This is a genomic window from Lacticaseibacillus zeae subsp. silagei, from assembly GCF_030770335.1.
GTDB lineage: Bacteria > Bacillota > Bacilli > Lactobacillales > Lactobacillaceae > Lacticaseibacillus > Lacticaseibacillus zeae.
Window position 1 is genome coordinate 2466273 of sequence record NZ_CP132484.1, and the last position, 23573, is coordinate 2489845.

At 48.2% G+C, this 23573-nt stretch carries 10 protein-coding genes and 1 pseudogene; 1 reads left to right on the forward strand and 10 read right to left on the reverse strand.

Features of this window, described 5'->3' with window-relative positions:
• Window positions 1-187: 187 nt before the first annotated feature.
• The 4 genes from LACZS1_RS11485 to LACZS1_RS11500 all read right to left on the reverse strand — a co-directional run bounded on the left by LACZS1_RS11485 (window position 188) and on the right by LACZS1_RS11500 (window position 4456).
• On the reverse strand, window positions 188-856 hold the full coding sequence (locus LACZS1_RS11485; RefSeq protein ID WP_274804376.1) for a B3/B4 domain-containing protein: 669 nt from the start codon (window positions 854-856) through the stop codon (window positions 188-190).
• Between the two features lie 613 nt (window positions 857-1469).
• On the reverse strand, window positions 1470-2006 hold the full coding sequence (locus tag LACZS1_RS11490) for a hypothetical protein (protein WP_010492491.1): 537 nt from the start codon (window positions 2004-2006) through the stop codon (window positions 1470-1472).
• A 60-nt stretch (window positions 2007-2066) separates the two neighbouring features.
• Window positions 2067-3530 (reverse strand): hypothetical protein, encoded by a 1464-nt coding sequence (locus LACZS1_RS11495; protein WP_070652046.1) that lies wholly within the window; start codon window positions 3528-3530, stop codon window positions 2067-2069.
• A gap of 38 nt (window positions 3531-3568) precedes the next feature.
• On the reverse strand, window positions 3569-4456 hold the full coding sequence (locus tag LACZS1_RS11500) for a hypothetical protein (protein ID WP_143450883.1): 888 nt from the start codon (window positions 4454-4456) through the stop codon (window positions 3569-3571).
• Window positions 4457-5293: 837 nt separating this feature from the next.
• On the opposite strand from LACZS1_RS11500, the gene LACZS1_RS11505 reads away from it, so the two are divergent.
• Entirely contained in the window at window positions 5294-7525 is a 2232-nt protein-coding gene (locus tag LACZS1_RS11505) for a coiled-coil domain-containing protein (protein ID WP_070652044.1), read from the forward strand.
• A gap of 141 nt (window positions 7526-7666) precedes the next feature.
• Here the strand turns inward: LACZS1_RS11505 and LACZS1_RS11510 are convergent, their stop codons facing one another.
• The 6 genes and pseudogenes from LACZS1_RS11510 to LACZS1_RS11530 all read right to left on the reverse strand — a co-directional run bounded on the left by LACZS1_RS11510 (window position 7667) and on the right by LACZS1_RS11530 (window position 22933).
• Window positions 7667-9040 carry a prolipoprotein diacylglyceryl transferase gene (locus LACZS1_RS11510; protein WP_070652043.1) on the reverse strand — a complete coding sequence of 458 codons (1374 nt, stop codon included), beginning with the start codon at window positions 9038-9040 and terminating at the stop codon, window positions 7667-7669.
• Window positions 9041-9202: 162 nt separating this feature from the next.
• Complete coding sequence (locus LACZS1_RS11515) at window positions 9203-11752, reverse strand: CAP domain-containing protein (protein ID WP_168165313.1); 2550 nt, start codon at window positions 11750-11752, stop codon at window positions 9203-9205.
• A gap of 36 nt (window positions 11753-11788) precedes the next feature.
• Window positions 11789-11896, reverse strand: a pseudogene (locus LACZS1_RS14165) (KxYKxGKxW signal peptide domain-containing protein); the annotation flags it as partial.
• A gap of 191 nt (window positions 11897-12087) precedes the next feature.
• Window positions 12088-12333: a bacterial Ig-like domain-containing protein gene (locus LACZS1_RS11520; RefSeq protein ID WP_070652041.1), complete on the reverse strand. Its 246-nt coding sequence runs from the start codon at window positions 12331-12333 to the stop codon at window positions 12088-12090.
• A 9-nt stretch (window positions 12334-12342) separates the two neighbouring features.
• Window positions 12343-14754 (reverse strand): KxYKxGKxW signal peptide domain-containing protein, encoded by a 2412-nt coding sequence (locus LACZS1_RS11525; protein ID WP_070652040.1) that lies wholly within the window; start codon window positions 14752-14754, stop codon window positions 12343-12345.
• A gap of 61 nt (window positions 14755-14815) precedes the next feature.
• Entirely contained in the window at window positions 14816-22933 is an 8118-nt protein-coding gene (locus LACZS1_RS11530; RefSeq protein ID WP_306402861.1) for a Ser-Ala-175 repeat protein, read from the reverse strand.
• Window positions 22934-23573: the final 640 nt, after the last annotated feature.

The window sequence follows — 23573 nt, forward strand, 5'->3', positions numbered from 1 at the left end:
CGTCATCTCGTGAATCTTCACAATTATTTTCATGCAACTTGGATTTAAAGGCATTCACAACGAAGCCGGCAAGGATATCATTTTAACAGTATATTCCCACCATTTCATTTAGTGGCTTATTTTAATTTCATCATTTTCCGTGCTACATTCGTCAATACAATTTTCAGGTCACGCAATATTACCAAACTTAATTTAACATTCTACCTTTACCGCCTAAATACTTCGTTGTTAAATCGATGACCTGTTCAGCCGTCTGATCCACAAAGTCTTGGCTAGTCTGTTGATTGCCTTGCACAATGTAGTACAGATGACTTGTTTCTGCCGTCACCTTTGTCTTTTCCACCTGGCGCGTCTCCAAGTGGCAGATGATTTCGTTGCTGTCGTCAATGTAAGCATATTCGCCTGCCTTGACGGGCTCGGGTTGACCATTTGCACCGATGGGGATGAATTTCTCGGTGCCGGTCGTGAGTCGCAAATTGACATTACCATCAATGCGGTCAACATCATGGGCACCAAAGGCTAAATGACTTTGAATCGAAATTAAATTATATAAGTCAACGACCGGGTTAATCGGTGCCAACTCACCACGTTTCAGGATGAGCTTCAGCAACGTTGCCGGTGCCGGCGTGTTATTGCGTTTTGGCAAATGCACCGCGCGATGCAAATCCCAAAAGCCTTGAATGACCGGATCCGTTTTAATTTGGTCTCGATCCAACGTCGTCAGGACTTGTCTAATCTCGTTAGCAATCATTTCTTTTAGTGCCTGCGGGTACGCGTGGTTATCCACGCCGGTCAATTCAACGCCGCGGATTTTGACACCAAGTGCTAGTACTCTTGGATCTACAATAAAGTTCATATGAATGGCCTCTTTCTTTTTGCGTTGTGGGGATATTTGCGCAGATTGGGAGGACGGTTAAATGCTACTTTTGTGTTCTATAACGCGCTCCCCGGCGCAGAAGTCTGCGTGTAAGGACCTTGGGCGCAATGGCCTAAACCCGGGCCATCACGCCCAAGGCCACTTACACTCCGACTTCTAACCGCGCCCGCTCACGCTCACACAAAAAGAGCACCCATCCCCTATCATCAAAGGGACGAGTGCTGTCACGTGGTACCACCCAAATTTACATTGCCTTCACAAGCAATGCCTCAACGACGCCGCAATAGCGTGCCGTTGCAGCGCCCATTGCGAGGTCCGGAAAGTTAACGGTTCCGACCGGCTAGCCTGCGTCAACAAACTAACAATATTGCAGAGCTCATCTTCACGGCTCGCTTGGTTATCCTTTCCCATCTTCCGGACTCGCTGCATACCTGCATCGCCGCTACTCTTCTCTGCATTTTTGAAGGATTAAATTGCTTTTATACTAGTGTCAAAGTTGCGGAAAGTCAATGACCCAAGTAGGAACTTTTTGAACGGCACCATTTTCCGGTCAAGCACAAATTAACCTTTGACCATGTCTCATAGAAGCCCTTTATTTGCTTGGAATCGTTGTAACGGCTTGGCGATTCTGGGAAAAGTTTTGAATGGAAACCGGCAATTGGCCGTTAAAGTACTGCTTGCCGATGCTGGCAGCTTGACTGAAGAAGTTCTTGACGTCCGACTGAAAAGCATTCGAATCATTCCCTTGCAGGCTCTTCAGAGCATCGGTGGCGGTTTGGCTGTATGTAATCAGCGCCTTGGTCAGGTCAGCATTGGTATTTTTTGTGCCAATCCCAGACGCTGGTTGATTATTCTGCAGTTCCAAGGTGATTTTGTCTAAATCGTCAACACCTTTTTTAGCCGACGCCATAATGTCTTTTTGGTCGTCTTTCACCGTGATCTTGGTTAAGGTTTGGATCACAGTATCCGAGATCTTGGTATAGCGTTTCTGAAGCGCCTTTTGGTCAAACTTATTGGTCGTGACCATCGTCGAAGATTTTTTTGCTGACGAATCTGACGATTTTGACTGACAACCGGCAATGCCGACAATCGTCACCATTAGAACCAATAAGCTCATTAATTTTCGCACGTTCCATTCCTCCAATGCGTTGTCATCTCTGCACGTCTGATAGTTTTACCATGTCAATGGTTACAATACCATTTTCCATAGCTCCCAGCCAGTTAGGCCGCGTAATGGTTTGGCTGCTGCCACCGCCTGATCGCTGATCTGCTGCCACCAAGTTTGATCCGTTAATAATTTCAACATATCAGTCGCCGCGTCAAGCACTTGATCACTGAGCTTTACAATGCCAAGCTCGCCATTGGTTGCACCATTGAGCATCTGGTCAGCCGCTTTGGTAAATGTGATGACCGGCGTACCGTAAGTGAGCGAGCTCAACAAATCAGCATCTCCCAAGTTGCCTAGATCTGCCACGATAAATGCTATGACCCGCGCCAAGTCGCCCGAATCTGCTAATGATCGGGTTTGAATATCTAGAATTGAAGACAATCCGAGCGTCTCGATGCTTTCTTGTAATTGCTGAGCCAACGCTTGATCTTGATGATGGACGAAGAGATTCAACTTCACCTGTTTCTCTTTGATCTTAACCATTGATAACGTGCTCAGTAACTGCTCAAAAATCGCTAAATTTTGATTGTCTAGTTCCATCGCTACTCGGCCAGGCAGGCGCTGTTCCCATGGCGTAACTTCCGGAATAGTGGACTGCTGGTTCACTGTTGCCGCAATGGGTACTACCTTCCCATGTTGCGTTAAAGATGACGCAAAGGAGGCTTGCGGATCAGCAATCAATTGCCCAAAAGCAGCGCGACTACCGTTTGACTGCTCGGTTTGCCTGATGGCACTGACATCCTCTTCGGTTCTGACAACTGGCACAAAATCAGTCACCGTTTCTTGTCCTAACATGGGCAAAACGCGGCTTGGTTGATCCACAAATAGCTTACCCGGATGTTGCTTTATCACATGTGCTAGACAGTATCTGCCAAACGACGCCCAATCCGTAAACTCGGCTGATTGTCCGGCCAAGTCTAACACGGTCAGATGATGCAAAATACCATTTCCATCATACTGGCAAAACAAGAGGGGTGTTCCATCCGCATAAAAATACACGGCTAATCGTACTTGTCCATCTGCCTGGAAATACACGGTTTTCACCTTATTGCCTTGACGATCATAAAACTCGGCATAACTTTTACGGTTGTTATCGCCAAAGAACGTAATGGTATGAATCCGCTGTGCGGTCAACTCAGCTTCATCGTCAAAAGCTGTAACAGCATACATCAAATGGTCACCATTCAAAAATTGTAAATGGTGATCAACCGTCTTGGTTTGATAATCGTTCAGCTTCATAATGTCGCCAATCGTGTAAAGTGGTTTTCCCTCACTGGTGTCAGTGCCACGTAAAACATCGATAAGTGACATGACCTGATCCGACCGTAAATGAGCCTTTTGAACCTGCTCATCCAGATCTTCTTGCGCGCTCAAGACAATGATACTTGCTGGCACTTGGTGATCCGCAAATAATTGGAGTCGTTGTACCTGCTCTTCGCCACTAGGTGTACCGCCTTCAAAGCGATATGTTAAAAAATAAACCATTATTCCCCTCCGCATTCATTCTACTGATGCCAACCCACTCAATGAGGCATATATTCATGCCAACTTAAGATCGGCAACACGTCGCCTGCCAATCTCTTAACACCCGGTTCATCAACAAATTGCTGGCTGATCAAATACGCCGGTGACTTCACATTTGCTAGGAGCGCAGTGTCAGGCTTGTCATAAACAATCGGCACCAAATGCGGATGTATTGCCGGCTCATCAATAAGTTGCGCAAACAGGTCACTGTCAGCATCGATATAAAGTTTACGGTTAGTATGCTGAAAATTTTGCAACAACCACCAAACCATTAACTCAGCCTCATCATCTAAGGCCTTAATCGGCTCCCCACTTTCCGACTCTACCCAAAACTGATTAAAAGTCGGCAATGCTACGATGACCGGACGCCCACTCATGTCAACCAGCATACGCTGCACCGAAGTCGTCACAAAAAACGGATCCGTTGCATTTTGCCGATGGATATTCGGCATTTCAGCAAAACGTTCGGTCATCATCAGGCGCCCTTGGTGATCGTAACTATCCTCGCGACGTAACTTACCATCGCGAAAATAACTAACAACCTGCACCCGCTCCTGGTCATCACGTTCGACTTTAATCGCAGTTTGCCCATCTTGATCAACATAACGTGTCGCATGCGTCCCCAAAGTATGCTTAGGCGTCAGTTCCTTGGTAAACTCACTACCAAATGTGGCCGTTGCGTGTCCAACACTGCCGCGGTGGTGTAGGAACGTATAAAAATTATGGTATGACGTTGGTGGTAAAAACAGCTTTTCTTTATCTCGATAACGCATGAAACGTGAGACTTTGCCAAAGCCGAACCCGCCATCAATGATTGCTGGGGCCGATTCTTTGTTTTTAAAATGATTCATCACCGTTGCAATTTTTGCCCACAGTTGCTGTGACATATCTTCTGGCAACGTCTCTAAGTAAAAAAAGTCCTGCTTATCATCGCTTATTACAAAATCATTTGTTTTTTTAGCTGTATTCGTTGTTTCCTGTTTCTTTTTTGATCTGTTCGACAACCAGCCCATGACTGCACCCTACCTTCATTTAATGCGTGTTCTTTGGTGAAACAAACCAGACGCGCATGGTCCAAACAATGTCACCGTCGCAAACAAAAACGTCAAAAGTCACTTATGTACTCATTATTTGGCAACCTTTTAATGCCTATAAACAAAGAAATGTTTTGCGTCTTCCATAGTAAATGGCAAAAGCCAACAACACTAATAATTATAACATGGTCGTGATTCAGAACGCACCTCAACACCCACTTTTGGAGTGGATATCTCTTAAAATGCCAGTCAAGATCAAAAAATCGAAAAGAATTTTCAGCTTTAGAATAATTAATATTCAACGATAAAATTCTTTTTTAAATCGGCTCTTTGCTGTAAAATAGGCACATGGGATTCTGCCTGTTTCTCATTATTTAATTGTACTTAAAAGAAACAGTTTTATCCGGCTAATTGTCATCACGCCGGTTAGCCAAACAATGTTGTTGCTTGATGCCGATGTTTTGCCAGAACCTCTTGAGATTAACGACGACAAGTTTAATAATACGTGCATCGGCCATGTAATTATGCTTTATAATACGATTGAGGCTAGGCAATGCGTCAACTAGAATCAGCGGTCTGGACAAAAACGATGACGAACTGACACAAGAGAACAAGACAATTAGCAGGTGAGAAATAATGCTTCAATTGTTTAGTAGAAAAAGAAAACTTAATTTATGGGGTGGTTTAAGAATGAGTATTTTTGGGAAAAAAGGGCGGAATCAGTTTTTACGCAATCAGCCAAACAAGCTCCAACAAGAAAGCGAACAAAACTCGAGCGCTGCTGCAGGAAATGGCGGTACTAGTCTGTTTTCGTCTGCTTCATCTGTTAAGGCCAAACAAGAAGTCACTTCCAAACCGCGTTCACTTCCAGAAACAGGGACGAAAACCGCGGTAACGGATCGTCCAGTTGCCAATTTGCGTTCTGCTACCGCGTCTACCACAACGACTATTGCTAAATCAACATCCTCGTCGCTGACGGAATCTGCCTCAGCATCAACCGCTAACGCACACATAGGCTCTCAGTCATCCTCAGCCGCTTCAACAAGTACCCATGTGGCAACTTCTTCAACCAAGTCACAAGAAGACAATAAGCCGGCAATGACAAAGCCAACACAGAACGAGCAGAAATCGGCAGCTGCACCAAATCCGGCTGCACAAACCGAAGCAACAAATATCACCGCAAATTCGGCTAAAATTGACAATGCCAAGAACACCTTGAAACAAGCGATTTCTACATACAATGAAGCACGGCGAACGCTTCAAACGAATATGTTTGCTAAACGTGCCGATTTGCAGGCCGCTCTAACCCAAAACAAGGTGACGTTGGCCCAAACACAACGCGACATCAAAGTCATGCAAAAACGCATGGCCCAAAATGATGGTAGCGAGTTAGTTCCTGCGCAAAAGACAATTAGCGATTTACAGAACCAAGCCAATAAAATTGCAGCTCAGCTCAAGTCCAAACAAGGCGTCCTTGATGATCTCAACCGCCAGCGCCGATCTCTGGAAAAGCAAGCACAAATGACTCTTGAGCAGGGTAAGAAATTCAAGCAGGAAGAAGAGGAAATCATGTCTGCTTTTTCTGGTATCAAAGATCCGGAAAAAGTTCTCGCTTTTGCCGATGCTCATCGTAAGCAAATTGATGACATTAAGGCCGGTGAAAAAAAGCTGACCGCAACGCAGATTAGCTTGAAGAAGCAACTTGAAGATATTATCAATGAAATTAACCAAGCTAAAGATGAAATCAGCAAAATCAATAGCGAACAAAATATCAATGGCCAAGCCATCGCCGATGCTCAACGCAAGCTCGATACATTGAAGGCTAAAGTGGCCAGTGATCAGGCTGACGACAAAGCGCAATTAGACAAACTTGAGCATCAACAGGCCGATTTAACAGACGAGTCCAAACGCTTACATGACCAGTTGCATACGCTCACTGATGGCATCACCGCATGGTTGAACTTCTCACAGCCAGTTCATGCTTTGAGTGAAGCTGACTATGCCCCATTAATTCTGGATATTGATTCGTTCTCTGCTCATGACTTTGAAGCTTTACCCCAATTAAGCGACATGTTGCAATCAATGCCGAAGAAACAGGTCGGTATTTTCACGACCTATTTCAACATTGATTTGGTCCCGACCATCGATGCCTGGTCAACGGCTAACAACTTCAATCCAGATGAAATCCAAATCATCAACTGCCTTTATCAATTGCAAAATGCTGGTGAGGGTAGCGAGAATGCGGCAACGCTACCTGCCAATATCAAAAATCGGCAATGGAATGAGAACCACACGGCCGAAACCATCACCATGCCAGATGGGCAAACGAACATGCTTGTCACCTATCAACTCGATGCCCAGAAGCAGCCGACCAAGCTCATTTCAAAAATTGCTTATCGTCAAGGTGACAAACTCACGAAAGAAAGCTTCTTCCGTAAGAATGGTGTGCTATCGGCCAACACGTTCTATGACGCTGCCAACGGTATCACGCGCAAAGAATTTTACCGCCGCGATGGTTTGCTCGTCGTTTCAGCAACTTATCAAGGTCAGAAGTTGAGCGACATTAGCGTCTTCAACGAAGCCGGTTTGCAAATCAACTCTTTCGACTCGCTTGCAGCTCTCAACGTTTGGTGGCTACAAAAGTCATTCCCACAGGAAGGCGCTATGATTGGCAACTTCAAATCCAAAGCCTACCGTGATTTAACCGCTAATTCCGGCGTCAAGTTAGTGCCATTTGTCGATGAAGCCGTTGTCGACACAGACGACTTTACTCGCTGGATGGCCGATCACAAGCAACAGGCATTTATCACCAACAACGTCACCACGCAAAGTACTTTAGCCAAAAAGGCCAAGCTGCCACTTTATGTTAATGTGCTCAAGCAGGCGCCGTTACCGGTTCAACTTTCGATGCCCGCTGATTGATCATTAGCCAAAATTTCTATAGAAAAAGAACTCGGTTGCAAACCGGTCACACAATAAGAACCCAGCGCTTTGCTCACTTAGATGAGCTCACCGCGCTGGGTTCTTATTGTTGTCTCTTCTGATACTGACCGAAAAGATCGTTTATTCAGCTTGAATCATCTTACTGTCCTCAATCTGATGTTGTAACTGCAAATTTTCAAAGCGCAGATTGTTGACCTTATCTTGCAGTGTTTTCGTTTGCTCTTGACTTTCTGCATACTTGTCAGTTAATGTCTTGATCGACTTTTGTGCCTCTTGGAGTTTGGCCTGCAATTCAGTCACAAGCACATGCTGGCTTTCGTTTTGAACGTTTTGGCGATCAAGCACCTCTTCATGTGTTTGTTTGACCTGTTCGCGAATCTTGCCAAGCGCTTCATTCGTAACATTTAAATCCTTTTTCGTTTGTTCAAGCTCATTCTTAGTCACAATCAGGTTAATCAAAATCTCGCTAAGTTTATTAACCGTTTTACTATGTGTGCGCTCAAGCTCAGTAGAAGCATCCAAGTGCTGCGCAAGTTTCGTGGACAGGACCGCTATTTGTTCCTGGTTCGTTTGGCTTTGTTGCTGAAGTGCTTTGATGGCGACCATCACAGCGGTCTGCGTCTCCGAGCTGCGATCTGTGGCACTAGGCACTTCAGTTGAGTCGGAAGCTTGGTCAGATACCCTTGGCTTTTCGGTAGTTACATGCTCAACACTCGGTTGATCCTCCGAAACTTGCGTAGCCTGTTGTTTAGGTGCAGATGCGCCAGAGCTACCCTCAGTTGGAGCCTGTGAATGGGTTGAGTTTGCTGTTGAACTCAATTCTCCATTCTTTTCTGGTGGGACTTCGATAACCTTTCCAGCTGAGGCTTGTGAAGCTGACTTGGCTACATTCATTTCCGGGGTCGAGTCATTCTCTCCATCTTGAAGTTGTTGTGTTGTTTTTGCCGAATCCGATGAGGCGGTTGCGGCTATCTCGGTACGGGTATCACCTGCTGATGCAATGGCCGCAGCATCGGAAGCCTGCGCATCAGCTTCAGAGAGACTTTTATGATTGAAATGATCAATGTCAATCACATTGTCCGTTTTAAAAGCCATGCCTGCTGCCGGAGTTGACGCTTCGCCTTCTTTTTTCTCCTTTTCAGTAGCAGTTACTTTCAAATCAGCAGCATCATTAGCATCGGCCGCTGAAGCCGAAGATGCCGCTTGATTGCTCGCGGATTGCTCAGAATCAACATAAAGTGTTAACTGATCGTTAGCAAAGCTCAGTTGCGCACCTTTGGAAATGTTCATCGTCCAGTTTTTGCTTTTCACTACTTCAGACTTTTCAGGAACGTCATCCGCCTGCGCTTCCCCCTCGTTACCGGATGACTCTGATTCATCGGCTGTCGCTGACCCTGCGATCCCTGTCTGTAAACCGTTGGTGTCCGTTCGGGGCAGCAACTCCGCAAGGCCTGCGAGACCATCATCCCCAGCCCTACGCAGTTGCTTCTCCAACGCACCGAGAAGATCATCCTGATCTGACGTTTTTTCTTGGAAAATAGGCCCATCTTCATCTTCCTTTCTAAAAATCGGCTCACACGTTTCATTGTCAGTAACTTTTAAAACAACGACGTGTGCGATTATCTCGCAACATTATTTTTGCACCCAATAGCCCAATTACGCGATCGCCACGGTTTTAATTGCTGGGGCCGGGTTTGGCGCAACTGCTTTTTGTTCAGTTTGTAACTGTTTCAACTGTGCTTGAAGACTTGCAAATTTCGGCGAGTCAACATAAACAAAAGTTGTGTCTGGGAGCGGTACTGTTTGGGGATTTGTCTTTGCATTGGCCATTGCCAAGGCCTTATCATACAGGCTTTTATCACTGTAAGTTGGAGCTTCAAAAGCGTAATAATAGCTGTACTGATTTTTTTCGCTCGGCGATTGGGCAAATGCCAACCCCATTGTCGGACCGCCATACAGCAGATTAGCCCGGTGACCGTAATGGCCATTGCCAATCGGTTCCGGATTATCCGATTCATCATACCAATCCATGACCAGATAATAGGCGATTTCCTGATTAGAGCGCATGTCCTCAATAATCCCCTTGCTGGCTCCAATATCCTCAGTTGATCCATGAGAACCATCGTGACTAAAGTTCGTCATAATTTCTTGAACCCGCTTCGTGGCAAAAGCCTCTTCACTGGCTGAATAAGTCAGCGGTTTCTGGCCATTTAGCGTGCGTAGCTGATTGACATACTGTAGAAATTCAGCAGCGATTTCTTTGGCGTCTGGTTTGAAGTCCGGATTAGCAGCAAGATAAACTGCTTCTTTGCTCGGGTAATTCGTTGTGGAAGTGAATCTGGAGGCAAGGTTGCTGTCAGTGTGCGGCAAGGCTTGGATAGCATTCGTTATACTAGCAAGCGTGGCACTGTCAGAAGGGATGGCATAAGATTCTTTACCTCCCACTCTAACTTTTCCCATTTTGGTAACGATAGTGCCGTTGGGATCGGTAAACTCAAAACGTTGAAAATAAATTCCTGGTAATGTTACCGGAACCGTACCATCAATTCTGATGTCTGACAAGCTAACTGCTTTCCCAGTGGAATCGACAGCAGCTATTAACATTTTAGTTGGATTCCAACGCGTGCCCAAAGGAATGCTCATATCGAAAAGATTAATGTATGGTGTTAGCGTAGTGCTCTTCGATGTGTCTGGACTATCACTATTGGTGGCATCAGGGGTTTCAGGGGCAGGCGTCTTTGAGTCACCATTTTGATGGTTCTTGTCATTATTGTTATTTGTCGCTGCACCGGTACTGGATGAACCCGGAAACAATCCTTGGATCGTTGTTTTCACTTGGTTAATCACCCATTGAATTGGTGCCATGATGCCGCCAAGAACATCTTTAAACATCGTCATTGCCGATCCGGCAAACGAAGCAATCCCATTGACCACTGACACACTGATATTCAAAACGCCTTGCAGTGCGTTAATGATTGTTGGTGCAACTGTGGCCGTGATGTTTGAAACGCCGGTCAAAACACCTGAAAGTCCAACAACCCCCGCCACCGCCTTGACGATCGAAGCGGGTCCTAGATTCGTCGCAGTATCTAAAAGTGGGTTAATGGAGTTTGCCAGATTTTGACCAATAAATGGAATGGCTTTTAATACCGGTGAGATCACACCTTGAATCGCTTTACCAATCGTGTTAATGCCAAGGTTTAGTGCGCCGGAAACCAAACCGGTTGGGTCAATGCCAAGCGAATTGGCAACAGTAACTGCATCTTGGGCAGCTTTGATTGCACCACTAGCAAGTGGCAAAATCACATTAACAATTGGCAGCGATCCTGCTACGGACCGCAACCCGGAAACGATTGCGGAAAGCCCATCTAGAGCACCATTAACACCATTTTTGATGGCCCACTTAACGGCATCTCCAAGTGTCAAATTGTAGACGTCACTAATTTGCTTGACCATCTGACTCAGGTCCGGAGCCGTAAGCCACGGTTGCGCTGCTGCTGATGTACTCGTTGCGCCTAGTATGATTGCTGACGCGTGATTAGCAGCTGATGATGATGTGATTTCTTCCAGCTTTACCTCATTTTGACTCTGATTGACATTGGATACGTACTGATCAATGTGAAGACTGGCATTGATGGCTTGACGAATCCATGCTTCTTGATTTTTTCCTGTTTCGTCACTGGTTGCGGTGGGAGTGATTGATGTGGGATCTTGACTGACGCTAGAACTAGTCTTGATCTCACTTTCAGCGATGCTTTGAAGTTCAGCACTCACTGAAGACCCTTCTTCAGTATATTTATCGTTTTTGGTTAATTCGGCGGTGGCAGCAGGCTGCGAAACGTTTTGTGCACTGCGACTCGGATCGTTTTCGGAAGTTGTAGAAGCTAAGTGAACAACCGGCTCTTCTGTCGTTGTTGCAACCGTTTCATTCCTTTGATGCGAGGTAGGTGCACTTGCCTGTGATGCCTCTTTTGTTGTCGAAACTTGTTGTGTCTCTTGCTGCGGCGATATTGTTGCTTTTTCTTGAGTGTCAACAGTTGGTTGATTATTTTGGTCGCTAGTCACTTGCAAATCAGCATTCCTGTCCCTTGGTACTTCAGAATTCTGTGTATTAGCAACTTGAATTGCTGTTTTCTGGACCTGATCCGCCACTTTAATGGCAGTTTCAATATCCGATTGCGTATCTGCCCTGACATGATTTGTCATGATTGTATCCGCCAAAAATACCCCACTTGCAAAAGTTACAATCACACTCGAAGCATACAACCACTTCTTTCCAGATTTCCATCTTCTAAACCGAGTGATCTTGGTTTGTTGTTTAAGCCACCTTTGCCCACTATGATTCCCCATTATTTAATCTCCTTCTCCATAATTGCCAACGTTAATGTCTAAGCAATTCACTCATAACTGCAAAAACAGTCTCCTTGTTCAAATCATGATCTTTTGCACTGAAACTTAAAAAAAGAAGTCAACCCAAAAGCTCGGATTAACTTCTTTCCCGCCTTCAGTGAACTGATGTGACTGTTCACATAAAAACTTTCTTACTCAACTTCGTGGACTGTGACAACTGTCTTTTCTTCAACTCTCTTACCAGATACCTCGTCATAAAACGCAACTTTAACAGGATAGAAACCTGGATTAGTAGGCCAAACCTGACCTTCGTATTCAAGCTTAGCCGCTGGTACACCGGCACCATCTGAATACGTAGCATTCACAACGACATCGCTTGGATCAAACCGCAATCCAACTGGCAGCGAGATTGGTTTTAGTTTCAATTCTTCTTGCATAAATATCACCTAGGCGACCGTGACTGTCGCGTAACCGGTAACCACCTCGTTATCGTTCATTTCGTTAACGAAGGAGTATTTAACATAAAACTTACCTGGCAAATTAGTATAGATATTTCCTTCAACCTTGATGTTAGATTTTGAAATATCCTTACCATTACCATCCTGAGCGCTGACAATCGCATCAAAAGGATTAAAACGAGCACCACGGAACAACTTAATGTCTTTTGTCTTTAGCTTGCCAGCCTTGGAAGCAAGACTCTGGACGGTGTTGATCAAGTCAGAAATGCCAGGTAATGAGCCAACATCCTTGATCAGCAACTGAAGGTTTGGCAAATGAAGGTTCAAACCAAGGAGACTTGCAACAGCGCCGATACCGCCACCAATGGCACCGCCTATAACTGATCCAATTGGTGTACCAACCAGCGTTGCAATTGTATCCGTCAAGGCAGTAACCCAGCCGACTACGAGGAACATGATTGGATCGACAATAATCCCAAGGCCGATGACACCAATAACACCACCGATGAAGCCAGCGATCCCATCAACAAGTGTGCCAATAGGGAACGAAATGATCCAGTCGCCTAGGGTTTCGCCAACAAGCGCACCGATTGCAGATCCTAAAGCCGTACCACTGACAACGGTGTCAAGGTTACCGTCTTTATCAGCTAAACCAGGACCCGAGGTGGCGCCGTAGTAAGCACCAAGCGGAGCACCGATCAAACCGGCTAACCACCCCGTAATCCCTGGCGCCCAACCAATATCACCAGCGGTACTTGCATTGGCGACAATCCCGACGATTGGAATTAACCCAAGGATCGAGTTCAAAATCGTTCCAGGGATCCCGGCAACCAGAAAGGCACCAAAGCCACCGACGCCTGTTGCAATTGTGCCATAGAACGTGCTACCAATGGCACCGCCGACCAACGATTCAACAAACTTACCGATTTCACCAAGTCCCGTCAGATCCGGAACCAGTCGCACTGGATTGATATTCGTCGCCAGCCATGAAACGACATTCCAGATCGTTCCGGTAATGCCACTCACAATCCCGCCTAAATCAAACCCAGCGAGTGAAGTTGACATGCTTGCCTTCGAGATGGACGACTTCAGCTCATTGGCAACTGCATCCTGTGCATCATTAATTTGCTTGGTCATCGCCTTATAAGAATCCTTGGCTTCGTATTTCTGCAAATCATCCGCAAATGCCTTACCGATATCTGTTGCAAAGAACGATGCAGCTAAGGATTGAATGGCTGTCGCATCGGAAGCCTTTTCTGCTGCCGTCATGGCTTTGCTGAACGCGGCAAACTCAGGAATATCTGCATACGACTTCAAGGTTTCCAATAATGCCTTACCATCAGCAGTCTGCAGATATGCCGTCACAGCCGCAGAACTCTGAGCAGCACCCGAATCGGCTGCCAGCTTAGCTTCATCAAGAAGCTTCTTGCCGGCGTCGGTTTTCATGAACTCAGCGACAGCAGCAGAATTAGCGGCTGCTTTTTTAGTAGCGTTAGCAGATGCCGCCGAAATACTCGATGACAGTGAGTTCAGCATTGCTTTTGCTTCAGGCGTACTTGCCAGTGATTCTAACGATGCTTTGACTGCTGCTAACGAATTTAACGCCTTGCCTTGTGACGTTGTGTTAAATTCCGCAATTAATGCCCGTTGCTTGGCAGGATCAGCAGCTGCATCTGAAAGTTGCTTCTTAAAAGCCAAAACAGCAGGGTCATTCGCCAACGAGCCAGCTTCACTCAAAAGACTTGCTGCACTCTGGAGCTTATCGCCAAGCTGGGCAAAAGCAGCGCTGCCAGCTGGCGTTTTCGCGTAAGATGCCGCTGATGATAAGAGATCAGCAAATTGTTGCGACGTTGGTGCACTGGAACTTGCTGTTGTTGCATCAATTGATGCTGCAAAGTCCATTCCTGCCTTTGTAGCAGCAACCGCAGCAGCGGAGGATGCCGCATTGGTCGTGGTTGCTGCGCCACTGTTTGCAGGTGCAGGTGTTGCGGCGGTTGCAACAGTTGCTTGTGAAGCTGCTGCACTCTGCGCCTGTGTCGAAGTTGCGACTAGCGCTGCTGCAGAACTTTCCACTGCTTTGACTGTCTCTGTTGCCACTGATGGCGCAGAAGGCTGCTCAACGTTTTTAGTTGTCTCCGCTGAAGCCTCACTTTGGACAGCCGCCGATGAAGCAGCTTTAGCACTTGCTGCAGCTTGGTCGACTTGCTGTGCCACTTGAATCGTGTCGGTTGTGACGTCGGCCTTAACTGTTTTCCCTGATTCTAAGGCGCCCGCACCGATAATTGAAACCACCAGCGAAGAAGCGAATAACCACTTCTTACCCTTCTTCCAAGAACGAAAATGCGTATTTTTAACTTGCGCTTTTTCGCTCCCCCTTTGTCTTTGTAAATTTTTCTTCATATGATTCGGCCCCACTTTTTCATAGTTTGCCCTTAATCCATTCAAGCGAATTCAAACTGCATTACGCGTCATGACGACGGTGACGGGTTGCACCGTAAAGGGATAATGCAGCCATCAAGCCAACGCCGGCTAATGCAATAGCACCCGCAGCTTCATCTTCGCCTGTTTGTGGTAGTGAATGGTCGCCACTAGTAGAACCATTCCCAAACTGATTTCCATTGTTTGCGACTGATCCATTCGTAGCGCCCGTTGTCGACAATTTACCCACACTCTTGGCGCCGGTTGTTGAACCACTACCATTCGTGCCATTGCCATTCAGGCCAGTTCCAGTACCATTGGTTCCACTACCACCATTGTTGGTCGTATTAGCACCCGTACCACTATTACCAGCTCCTTGACCATTGCCACCATTTGCATCATTGCTGCCATTGTTATTAGCATTGGTACCCGTACCATTAGCGCCGGTTCCAGCAGTGCCAGATCCATTTGAGTCGGTTCCGTTGCCGCTGGCATTGTTTCCATTGCCACCGTTGTTAGTACCGTTACCGCTCGTTCCATTGCCATTAGTATCAGGAAGCGTCCCATTAGTGCCTTGGGCAGCAAGATCCTTGGCAAGGTCACGATCAGCTTCAGCACGACTTGCAGCACTTGCGGCGTTGTTGGCATCAGCAATCGCAGTATCCGCATAGCCCTTAGCAGCCGCAGTGTACTTAGCCGCTTCATCTGCTTTTCCTGCTTCTTTGAAGACACCAGCCAGGGACTGGGCAATTTTAGCTGAATTAGCATTGACCGCGGCGTCCGTTGCATAAGATGCAGCATTTGAACTAGCTGTTGATGCATCAGCATTTAGATACGAGATCTGCTGATTGCCTGGCCGAGTCTTTGCAATTGCAGCAGTGGATGCTGCAGCATCAGAAGCCAAGGCTGCGGACTGTTTAGCAGCTTCTGCAGCATTTGCTGCTGCGCTGGCATAATCTTGCGTCGTGCCAGCATTGTTCGCTGCTTTGGCCGCAGCGTCATTCGCCGCATTGGTTGCCGTACTTGCTGCTTGGGCTGCGTCACTCGCTGCTTGAGAAGCTGCAGACGCGTCACCCTTAGATGCTGCATCACTTGCTTTGGCAGCAGCATCGGCTGCATTTGAGGCAGCATCACTCGCTTTCGCGGCATCACTATTGATGGCCGCATCGGACGGGTTGTTCTTTGCATCATTTGCGGCATTCTTTGCAGCATCACTGGCTTTCGCGGCATCGTTGGCGGCAGCTTTTGCAGCATTGTTAGCTGCCTCCTTAGCAGCTGTACGTGCCGCATCACTTGCCGTCTTGGCATCACTAGCTGCTACACTCGCTGCATCACTGGCCTTGCTTGCATCGCCTGCCTTAGCTGCTTGTTCAGCAGTTTTGGCAGCATCAGCCGCATGACTGGCAGCATCGGAAGCAGTCTTGTTTGCGTCCGCAATCGTCTTGTCATTTGGATACTCATTTGCATATGAACCAGTCTGCTTAGCGGAATCAGATGCATCCTTAGCAGACTTACTTGCAGCATCGGCATAGCCATTTGCGGCCGTGCTTGTGCCACTATTGCCTGCTGACGAAGCGGCCTTCGCGGCATCCTTTGCCGCATTGGCGGCTTTCACGGCATCGGCTTCAGCACGACTTGCTGCGTTCGAGGCACCTGAAACATCGCCGGTCTTGGCAGCTGTGTCAGCGGCCTGCGCTGCTTTGGCAGCATCAGCCGCAGCAGCAGACGCCTGCTTGAGCGCATCAGCAATAACTGCATTATCAGGGTACTTATTAGCGTAATCACTTGTCTGATTTGCTGAATCAGATGCCTGATTTGCAAAACTGTGGGCGTTAGCTGCGTAATCCTTAGCCGCGTTCAATGCAGCTTGAGAGGCCTTGGCGGCTGCCTTGGCCGCATCATTTGCTGCATTAGAAGCCTTTACAGCATCATCTGCTGCACGACTTGCCGCGTTTGACGCATCAGCAACGTTGCCACTCTTGGCAGCCACGTCAGCATCTTGAGCAGCTTTGGCGGCATCGGTCGCTGCGTCTGAAGCTTTCTTATACGCGGTTGAAACATCCGAATCTTGAGGATACTCATTCGCGTAGTTGGCAGCCTGTTTTGCTGAATCTGCTGCTTTATCTGCAGAACTATGAGCATCGGTTGCATAACCTTTTGCTGCGTTCGATGCTGCTTCAGAAGCTTTGGCGGCTGCCTTGGCTGCATCATTTGCCGCATTAGAAGCCTTCACAGCATCATCCGCTGCACGACTTGCTGCGTCGGATGCTTCCGCCACATTGCCACTCTTGGCAGCTGTGTCAGCGGCTTGAGCAGCCTTGGCCGCATCGGCTGCAGCGTCAGATGCTTTCTTGGCAGCATTTGAAACAGCAGAATCGTCAGGGTACTTGCTTGCATAATCGTTAGCCTGGGTTGCCGAGTCGGAAGCATTATTCGCTGAACTGTGGGCATTATCCGCGTAACCTTTGGCCGCGTTCAATGCTGCTTCAGAAGCTTTGGCGGCTGCCTTGGCTGCGTCGCTTGCAGCATTAGATGCCTTCACAGCATCAGCCGCGGCACGATCTGCTGCTTCAGAAGCATCAGAAACATTGCCATTCTTTGCAGCTGTGTCAGCAGCTTGAGCAGCCTTGGCGGCATCGGCAGCTGCGTCAGATGCTTTCTTGGCAGCCTTCGAAACAGCAGAATCGTCAGGATACTTGGTTGCATAATCGTTAGCCTGGGTTGCCGAGTCGGAAGCCTCATTCGCTGAACTGTGGGCATTATCCGCGTAACCTTTTGCAGCATTCAATGCTGCTTCAGAGGCTTTGGCGGCTGCCTTGGCCGCGTCGTTTGCTGCATTGGATGCTTTCAACGCATCGTCCGCGGCACGACTTGCTGCATCAGACGCGTCCGAAACATTACCACTCTTAGCAGCCTTGTCAGCGGCTTGAGCAGCTTTGGCAGCATCAGATGCAGCGTCAGAGGCTTTCTTGTAAGCAGTTGAGACAGCCGCATCATCTGGATACTTGTTGGCGTAATCGCTTGCCTGACTTGCGGAGGCTGCGGCATCGTTTGCCGAACTATGCGCATCACCAGCATATTCTTTAGCTGCCTGAGAAGCTGCTTCAGAAGCCCGTTGTGCTGCTTTTGCGGCGTCGTTTGCGGCATTTGCTGCTTTCGCGGCAGCATTTGCGGCGCGTTTTGCCGCTTCAGAAGCGCTGGCTGCATCATGGTTCTTGGCAGCACTATCGGCATCTTTAGCTGCGTTTGCCGCATCGGCTGCAGCATCAGCTGCTTTCTTGGCAGCATTTGAAACAGCAGCATTGTCAGGATAATTATTTGCAAAGTCGCTTGCCTGACTCGCTGAATCAGAGGCTGCGTCAGCCGACTTGTGAGCATCGGATGCGGCATTGTTTGCCGCACGCAATGCAGCGTCACTCGCAGCCTTCACTGCAGCATTAGCTGCGTTTGAAGCGTCCGTGGCTGCTTTGGCAGCTGTCGAACTATCACCGTTACGGGCGGCATCACTAGCTTTAGCAGCTGCTGTACTTGCCTGGCTTGCCGCTGCATTTGCTTTGTCTGCATCATTTTGGATATTGGCATCTGACGGATTATCAAAAGCATTTGAAGCGGCACTAGCAGCAGCATCACTTGCTTTGGCCGCGTCATCGGCTGCAGTTTTAGCGGCATTGTTTGCAGCGCGGGTTGCAGCATCAGTGGCTGCGTCAGTCGCTGTCTTGGCAGCATTCGAAGCATCCGCGGCCGCTTTTGACGCAGTTGCGCTATCGCCTTTGCTTGCAGCGTCACTTGCCTTGGCAGCTGCTGTGCTTGCCTGGCTTGCCGCTGCTTTTGCTTTATCTGCGTCACTTTGGATATTGGCATCAGACTTGTTGTTAGCAGCGTCACTAGCTGCGTTCTTAGCTGCATCGCTAGCTTTAGCTGCATCATCTGCCGCTGCTTTTGCTGCATTGTTTGCTGCGCGTGATGCAGCGTCACTTGCTGCGTCAGTCGCTGTCTTGGCAGCATTTGAAGCGTCATTGGCTGCTTTGGAAGCCGTAGCACTATCACCCTTGCTTGCGGCATCACTTGCTTTGGCCGCCGCAGTGCTTGCTTGGCTTGCTGCCGCACTTGCTTTGTCTGCATCACTTTGGATATTGGCATCAGACTTGTTGTTAGCAGCGTCACTAGCTGCGTTCTTGGCTGCATCGCTAGCTTTGGCTGCATCATCTGCCGCTGTTTTCGCTGCATTGTTTGCCGCGCGTGATGCAGCATCGCTAGCTGCGTCGTTTGCTGTCTTGGCAGCGTTCGAAGCGTCAGTAGCTGCTTTTGACGCAGTTGCACTATCGCCCTTGCTTGCGGCATCACTTGCTTTGGCCGCCGCAGTGCTTGCTTGGCTTGCTGCCGCACTTGCTTTGTCTGCGTCACTTTGGATATTGGCATCAGACCTGTTGTTAGCAGCGTCACTCGCAGCCTTCTTAGCTGCATCACTAGCTTTGGCTGCATCATCTGCCGCTGCTTTTGCGGCATTGTTTGCTGCGCGTGATGCAGCGTCACTTGCTGCGTCAGTCGCTGCCTTGGCAGCATTTGAAGCATCCGCGGCCGCTTTTGAAGCAGTTGCACTATCGCCTTTGCTTGCTGCATCACTTGCCTTGGCTGCCGCAGTGCTTGCTTGCCTTGCCGCTGCGTTTGCTTTGTCTGCGTCACTTTGGATATTAGCATCAGACGGGTTGTTCGCCGCGTCACTTGCTGCCTTCTTGGCTGCATCGCTAGCTTTGGCGGCGTCATCTGCCGCTGCTTTTGCGGCATTGTTTGCTGCACGTGATGCAGCGTCGTTTGCGGCTTCACTCGCCGTCTTGGCAGCGTTTGAAGCGTCAGCAGCCGCTTTTGAAGCAGTTGCACTATCGCCCTTGCTTGCCGCGTCACTCGCTTTGGCAGCTGCTGTACTTGCCTGGCTTGCCGCCGCATTTGCTTTGTCTGCATCACTCTGGATATTAGCATCAGACGGGTTGTTTGCAGCATCGCTTGCAGCGTTCTTTGCAGCGTCACTAGCCTTTACTGCATCATTTGCCGCTACTTTTGCGGCATCGATTGCAGCTTTAGAAGCAGCTTGGTCAGCAGCTTCTGCAGCTTTAGCCGCTGTGTTAGCAGCATCGGAAGCAATGCGCGCATCACTTTCTGCTGTACTTGCGGCATTACTTGCTTTTGCAACATCCCCCGTTTTGGCAGCATCACTTGCAGCATCAGCTGCTTTTGCAGCGTCGGCAGCCGCTGAACTTGCTGTGCTTGCTGCAGTAGAGACAGTGCTATCAGAAGGGTACTTGTCGTGATTTGCTTCCGCCTGTTTTGCAGAATCAGATGCGGCATTGGCAGCCCTTCTAGCAGCATCAGCATAGATACCTGCCTGCGAATTAGAACCGCTGCCGCCACTATCATTGCCACCACCACCGTATGCAGCAGCTGCTTTCGCAGCGTCACTAGCAGCTGCACTAGCTACCTGAGCAGCATTGGCAGCATCATAAGCTTTCTCAAGAGCGGTTGGCACATCACCACTCTCAGCGGCAGTCGCTGCATCACTTGCTGCAGTGGATGCAACAGCGGCAGCAGAGGTCGCAGTACTTGTGGCTTTAGAAATTGCTGCATCAGAAGGATATTGTTTTGCATAACCTTCTGCTTTAGTCGCAGGGGCCGCGGCTTGGTCAGCAGAATTCTTTGCCTGACCAGCCAATTCTTTTGCTCGCACCACATTAGCTTCACTTGTAGCCAAGTTTGCAGCATCGGAAGCATCTTTTGCAAACCCAGCAGCCTGACTAGCCGCGTCAGATGCACCGGAAACGTTGCCGTTCTTGGCGGCGGTTGCTGCCGCTGTAGCAGCATCGGAAGCCTTAGCTGCAGCACTACTTGCGGTATCCGCAGCATGAACAATCAGTGGATCGCTTGGATACTTATCTTTCGTCGATCCTGCCTGTTTGGCGGAAGTAGCAGCATCATCGGCAGACTTCTTAGCCGCATCCGCAAACTTTCCGGCATCGGTAACGGCAGCACTGCTATTCGCATCTGATGCTGCAGACGCTGCTTTTGCCGCTTCAGCCGCCGCATCAGATGCTGTTGCAGCCGCTTGGGAAGCAATAGCAGCCTGACTGAACGCAGTATGCGGATCGGTCTTTGAAGCGGCTTCGTCTGCAGCCTTTGCTGCATCAGAAGCTGCCTTGGCAGCGGTGTCTGCTTTGGCAGCAGCTGTGGAAACCTTCGCATCAGAAGGATACTCTTTGGCAAAATTATCTGCCTGACTTGCAGATGCCGAGGCTTGATTTGCAGAAGCTTTAGCATTGTCGGCATAGCCTCGTGCCTCATTGGCATTTGCCTGGTTATGGGCCGTGGCAGCTGCATCAGAAGCAATTTTTGCGTCGCTCGCCGCGTCACTCGCTGCATTAGATGCTGCTGATTCGTTGCCGTTCTTTGCCGCATCAGAAGCTTGGGTTGCAGCATCAGAAGCCTTTGCCGCTGCAGAAGATGCAGTGCTTGCCGCATTAGAAATCAAGGTATCGGAAGGATACTTTTTAGCGTCAGTGCTTGCTTGGCTTGCTGAATCCGATGCCGCTTCTGCAGATTTCTTAGCATTACTTGCAAAATCTTTTGCATCTGCAGCTGCGGCAATTGTCTTAGCTTTGTTCATAGCATCAGTTGCAACCTTGGCGGCATCAGATGCATCATTAGCTTCTTGCAAAGCTTTTGCAGCTTGTTCGTTTGCTTTGGCAGCAAGTGACGAGGCGTTACTTGCTGCTTTTGCTGCTTCGTTAGCATACGAACCAGCAGCATCATAGTTGCCAGCTTTATTTGCCGCATCTACTTGAGCAACTGCACTCTCAACCGCCTTATTTGCATCCGCAACCGAAGTAGCCAGTCCCTTAGCGCCCGCAGCGTCACTAGCTGCTGCTGATGCAAGTCCTGCTGTCTTAGTGTTAGCAGCAGACGCAACACTATTGAGATCTGCTAGGTCCTTGTTATCTGGATGTCTTGATGCAGCACCAGAGGTATAGGCGTACGCAGAACTGGCAGCTGTACTTGCCGTGTTTGCAATATCAGCGGCGGAATTTGCCGTCACCGTTGCTTGGCTTGCTGAAGTGCTTGCTGTAGAAGCATCAGACATTGGTTTCGTTGTGTCTGCAGCTGGGATAACCCGAATAAAGAAATACCCAGTAAAGGCTCCGACAAATTCTGTCGCACCGGTTGCCTGTGCAGCTTGAACGGTATAAACAACTGCATACGTACCCGGCTTGTTGTAGTCTTCAACACTGTTCCATACTGGAATATTGGCATCTGTCTCTGGACGGCCAACTTGCTTGGCAAGCTCTGTGCTGATCTTAGGTAAAGGCGTGATTGCCGCAAATGGCCCATGAAACTGGCCATCACCGACATCGGTAGTCTGCGAATAGTCAATGACACCTTCCGCTAAACTTGCACTGAGCGTTACCCCATTACCTAATTCAAAGGTTACAAGTTGTTGACCTTGTGTTGCAGCACTGGCGACTGCATTATCAGGAAAGGCGCTCTTGAAAGCTGCGTCCCCCGCATGAATCGTCAAGTTGTTGGCAGTCATCAAAACAGACTTATCGCCATTTTGATCCATGGTCAATGATTTAGGAAAATCACCGCTATCACTCGCGACAGACCCCGAAGCCAGCGTAACCGAGCTTGCGGCTGCTGGGTTTGCAGTTGCTGAACTTGCAGCTGCTGATGAAGCCGACGCAGATGCCGGAGTCGTTGCTGTTTGCACTTGTGGCGCCGTACTTTGTGTCTGCACATTGGTAGTAGCTGCTGAACTTGGTGCAGCAGCTTGTGCCTGGGAAGCAACCTGAACGCTTGCCTGAACCGCGGCATCATTAGCCTGACTCTGTTGGGCAACAGCACTTTGCGGCGCACTGCTCTGCGCGATGGAAGCAACTGATTGTTGTGCAACAGATGATGTTGGCGTCGACGTATTGCTGAGTGCCGCTGCTGCCGCAATGGACTGCTCAACATTCGAGTCCGCATGAACGGGCGCCGATTCAGAAATAGCGACGCCAGCACCGCCGGCTAAGAATGCGAGAATGCTGTAAGCAAATACCCAACGCTTTCCTGCCTTATACATTTTGAAGTTCGTATTTTTCTTTACGAGCTTCTGCTTTTTATTGAACTTTTCCATTTGCTCGCCCCACTTAATTAAAAAATTGGGACATCATTAGCCACATTTCTGATTAAAAATGTGAAAACGATGTCGCATAAATCTGTGGTTCAGTGGCAAAACCGAGTCTCAAGTTCGATTTACCATTTTTTACAAAAGCTGCTGAAATACTGACTTAAGCCTGCTGACCACCATTAGTTTTAAGTGATGTTTTAAAATCCGAAAAAGGCTAGTCAGGTATTGGCGTTCTAGAATGACCAATATTGCTAGCATTTGGCGATCAGCAAGGCCACAGCAACCCACCCAAGAGCCGGCGTACGTCAGACAGCTTGATGATTGCATTTGTGGTTTCGTTTAAAATTTGATGACAGGCAGGTCATTATTCATTTGCCTGTAATTACGATCACCTCCAGATATTATGCCTGTTATTTTGACGCATTCACATGTTATAACATTTCTCATGACATCACAACTCCAATGTTATAAAAAGATTTTTTAGTATTTTGATAACGTGTTATTTGCTTTAAAAAATATTGTCAAAAAATGACAATAAAGACCGTTATATGGCTATTTACGAACCTTTTACGATTTTTTGCGCTCTCAAAGGTCCTTAAAAAATCCACCAAAGTCACTATTTTGTAATTATTAATATCTCAAAATC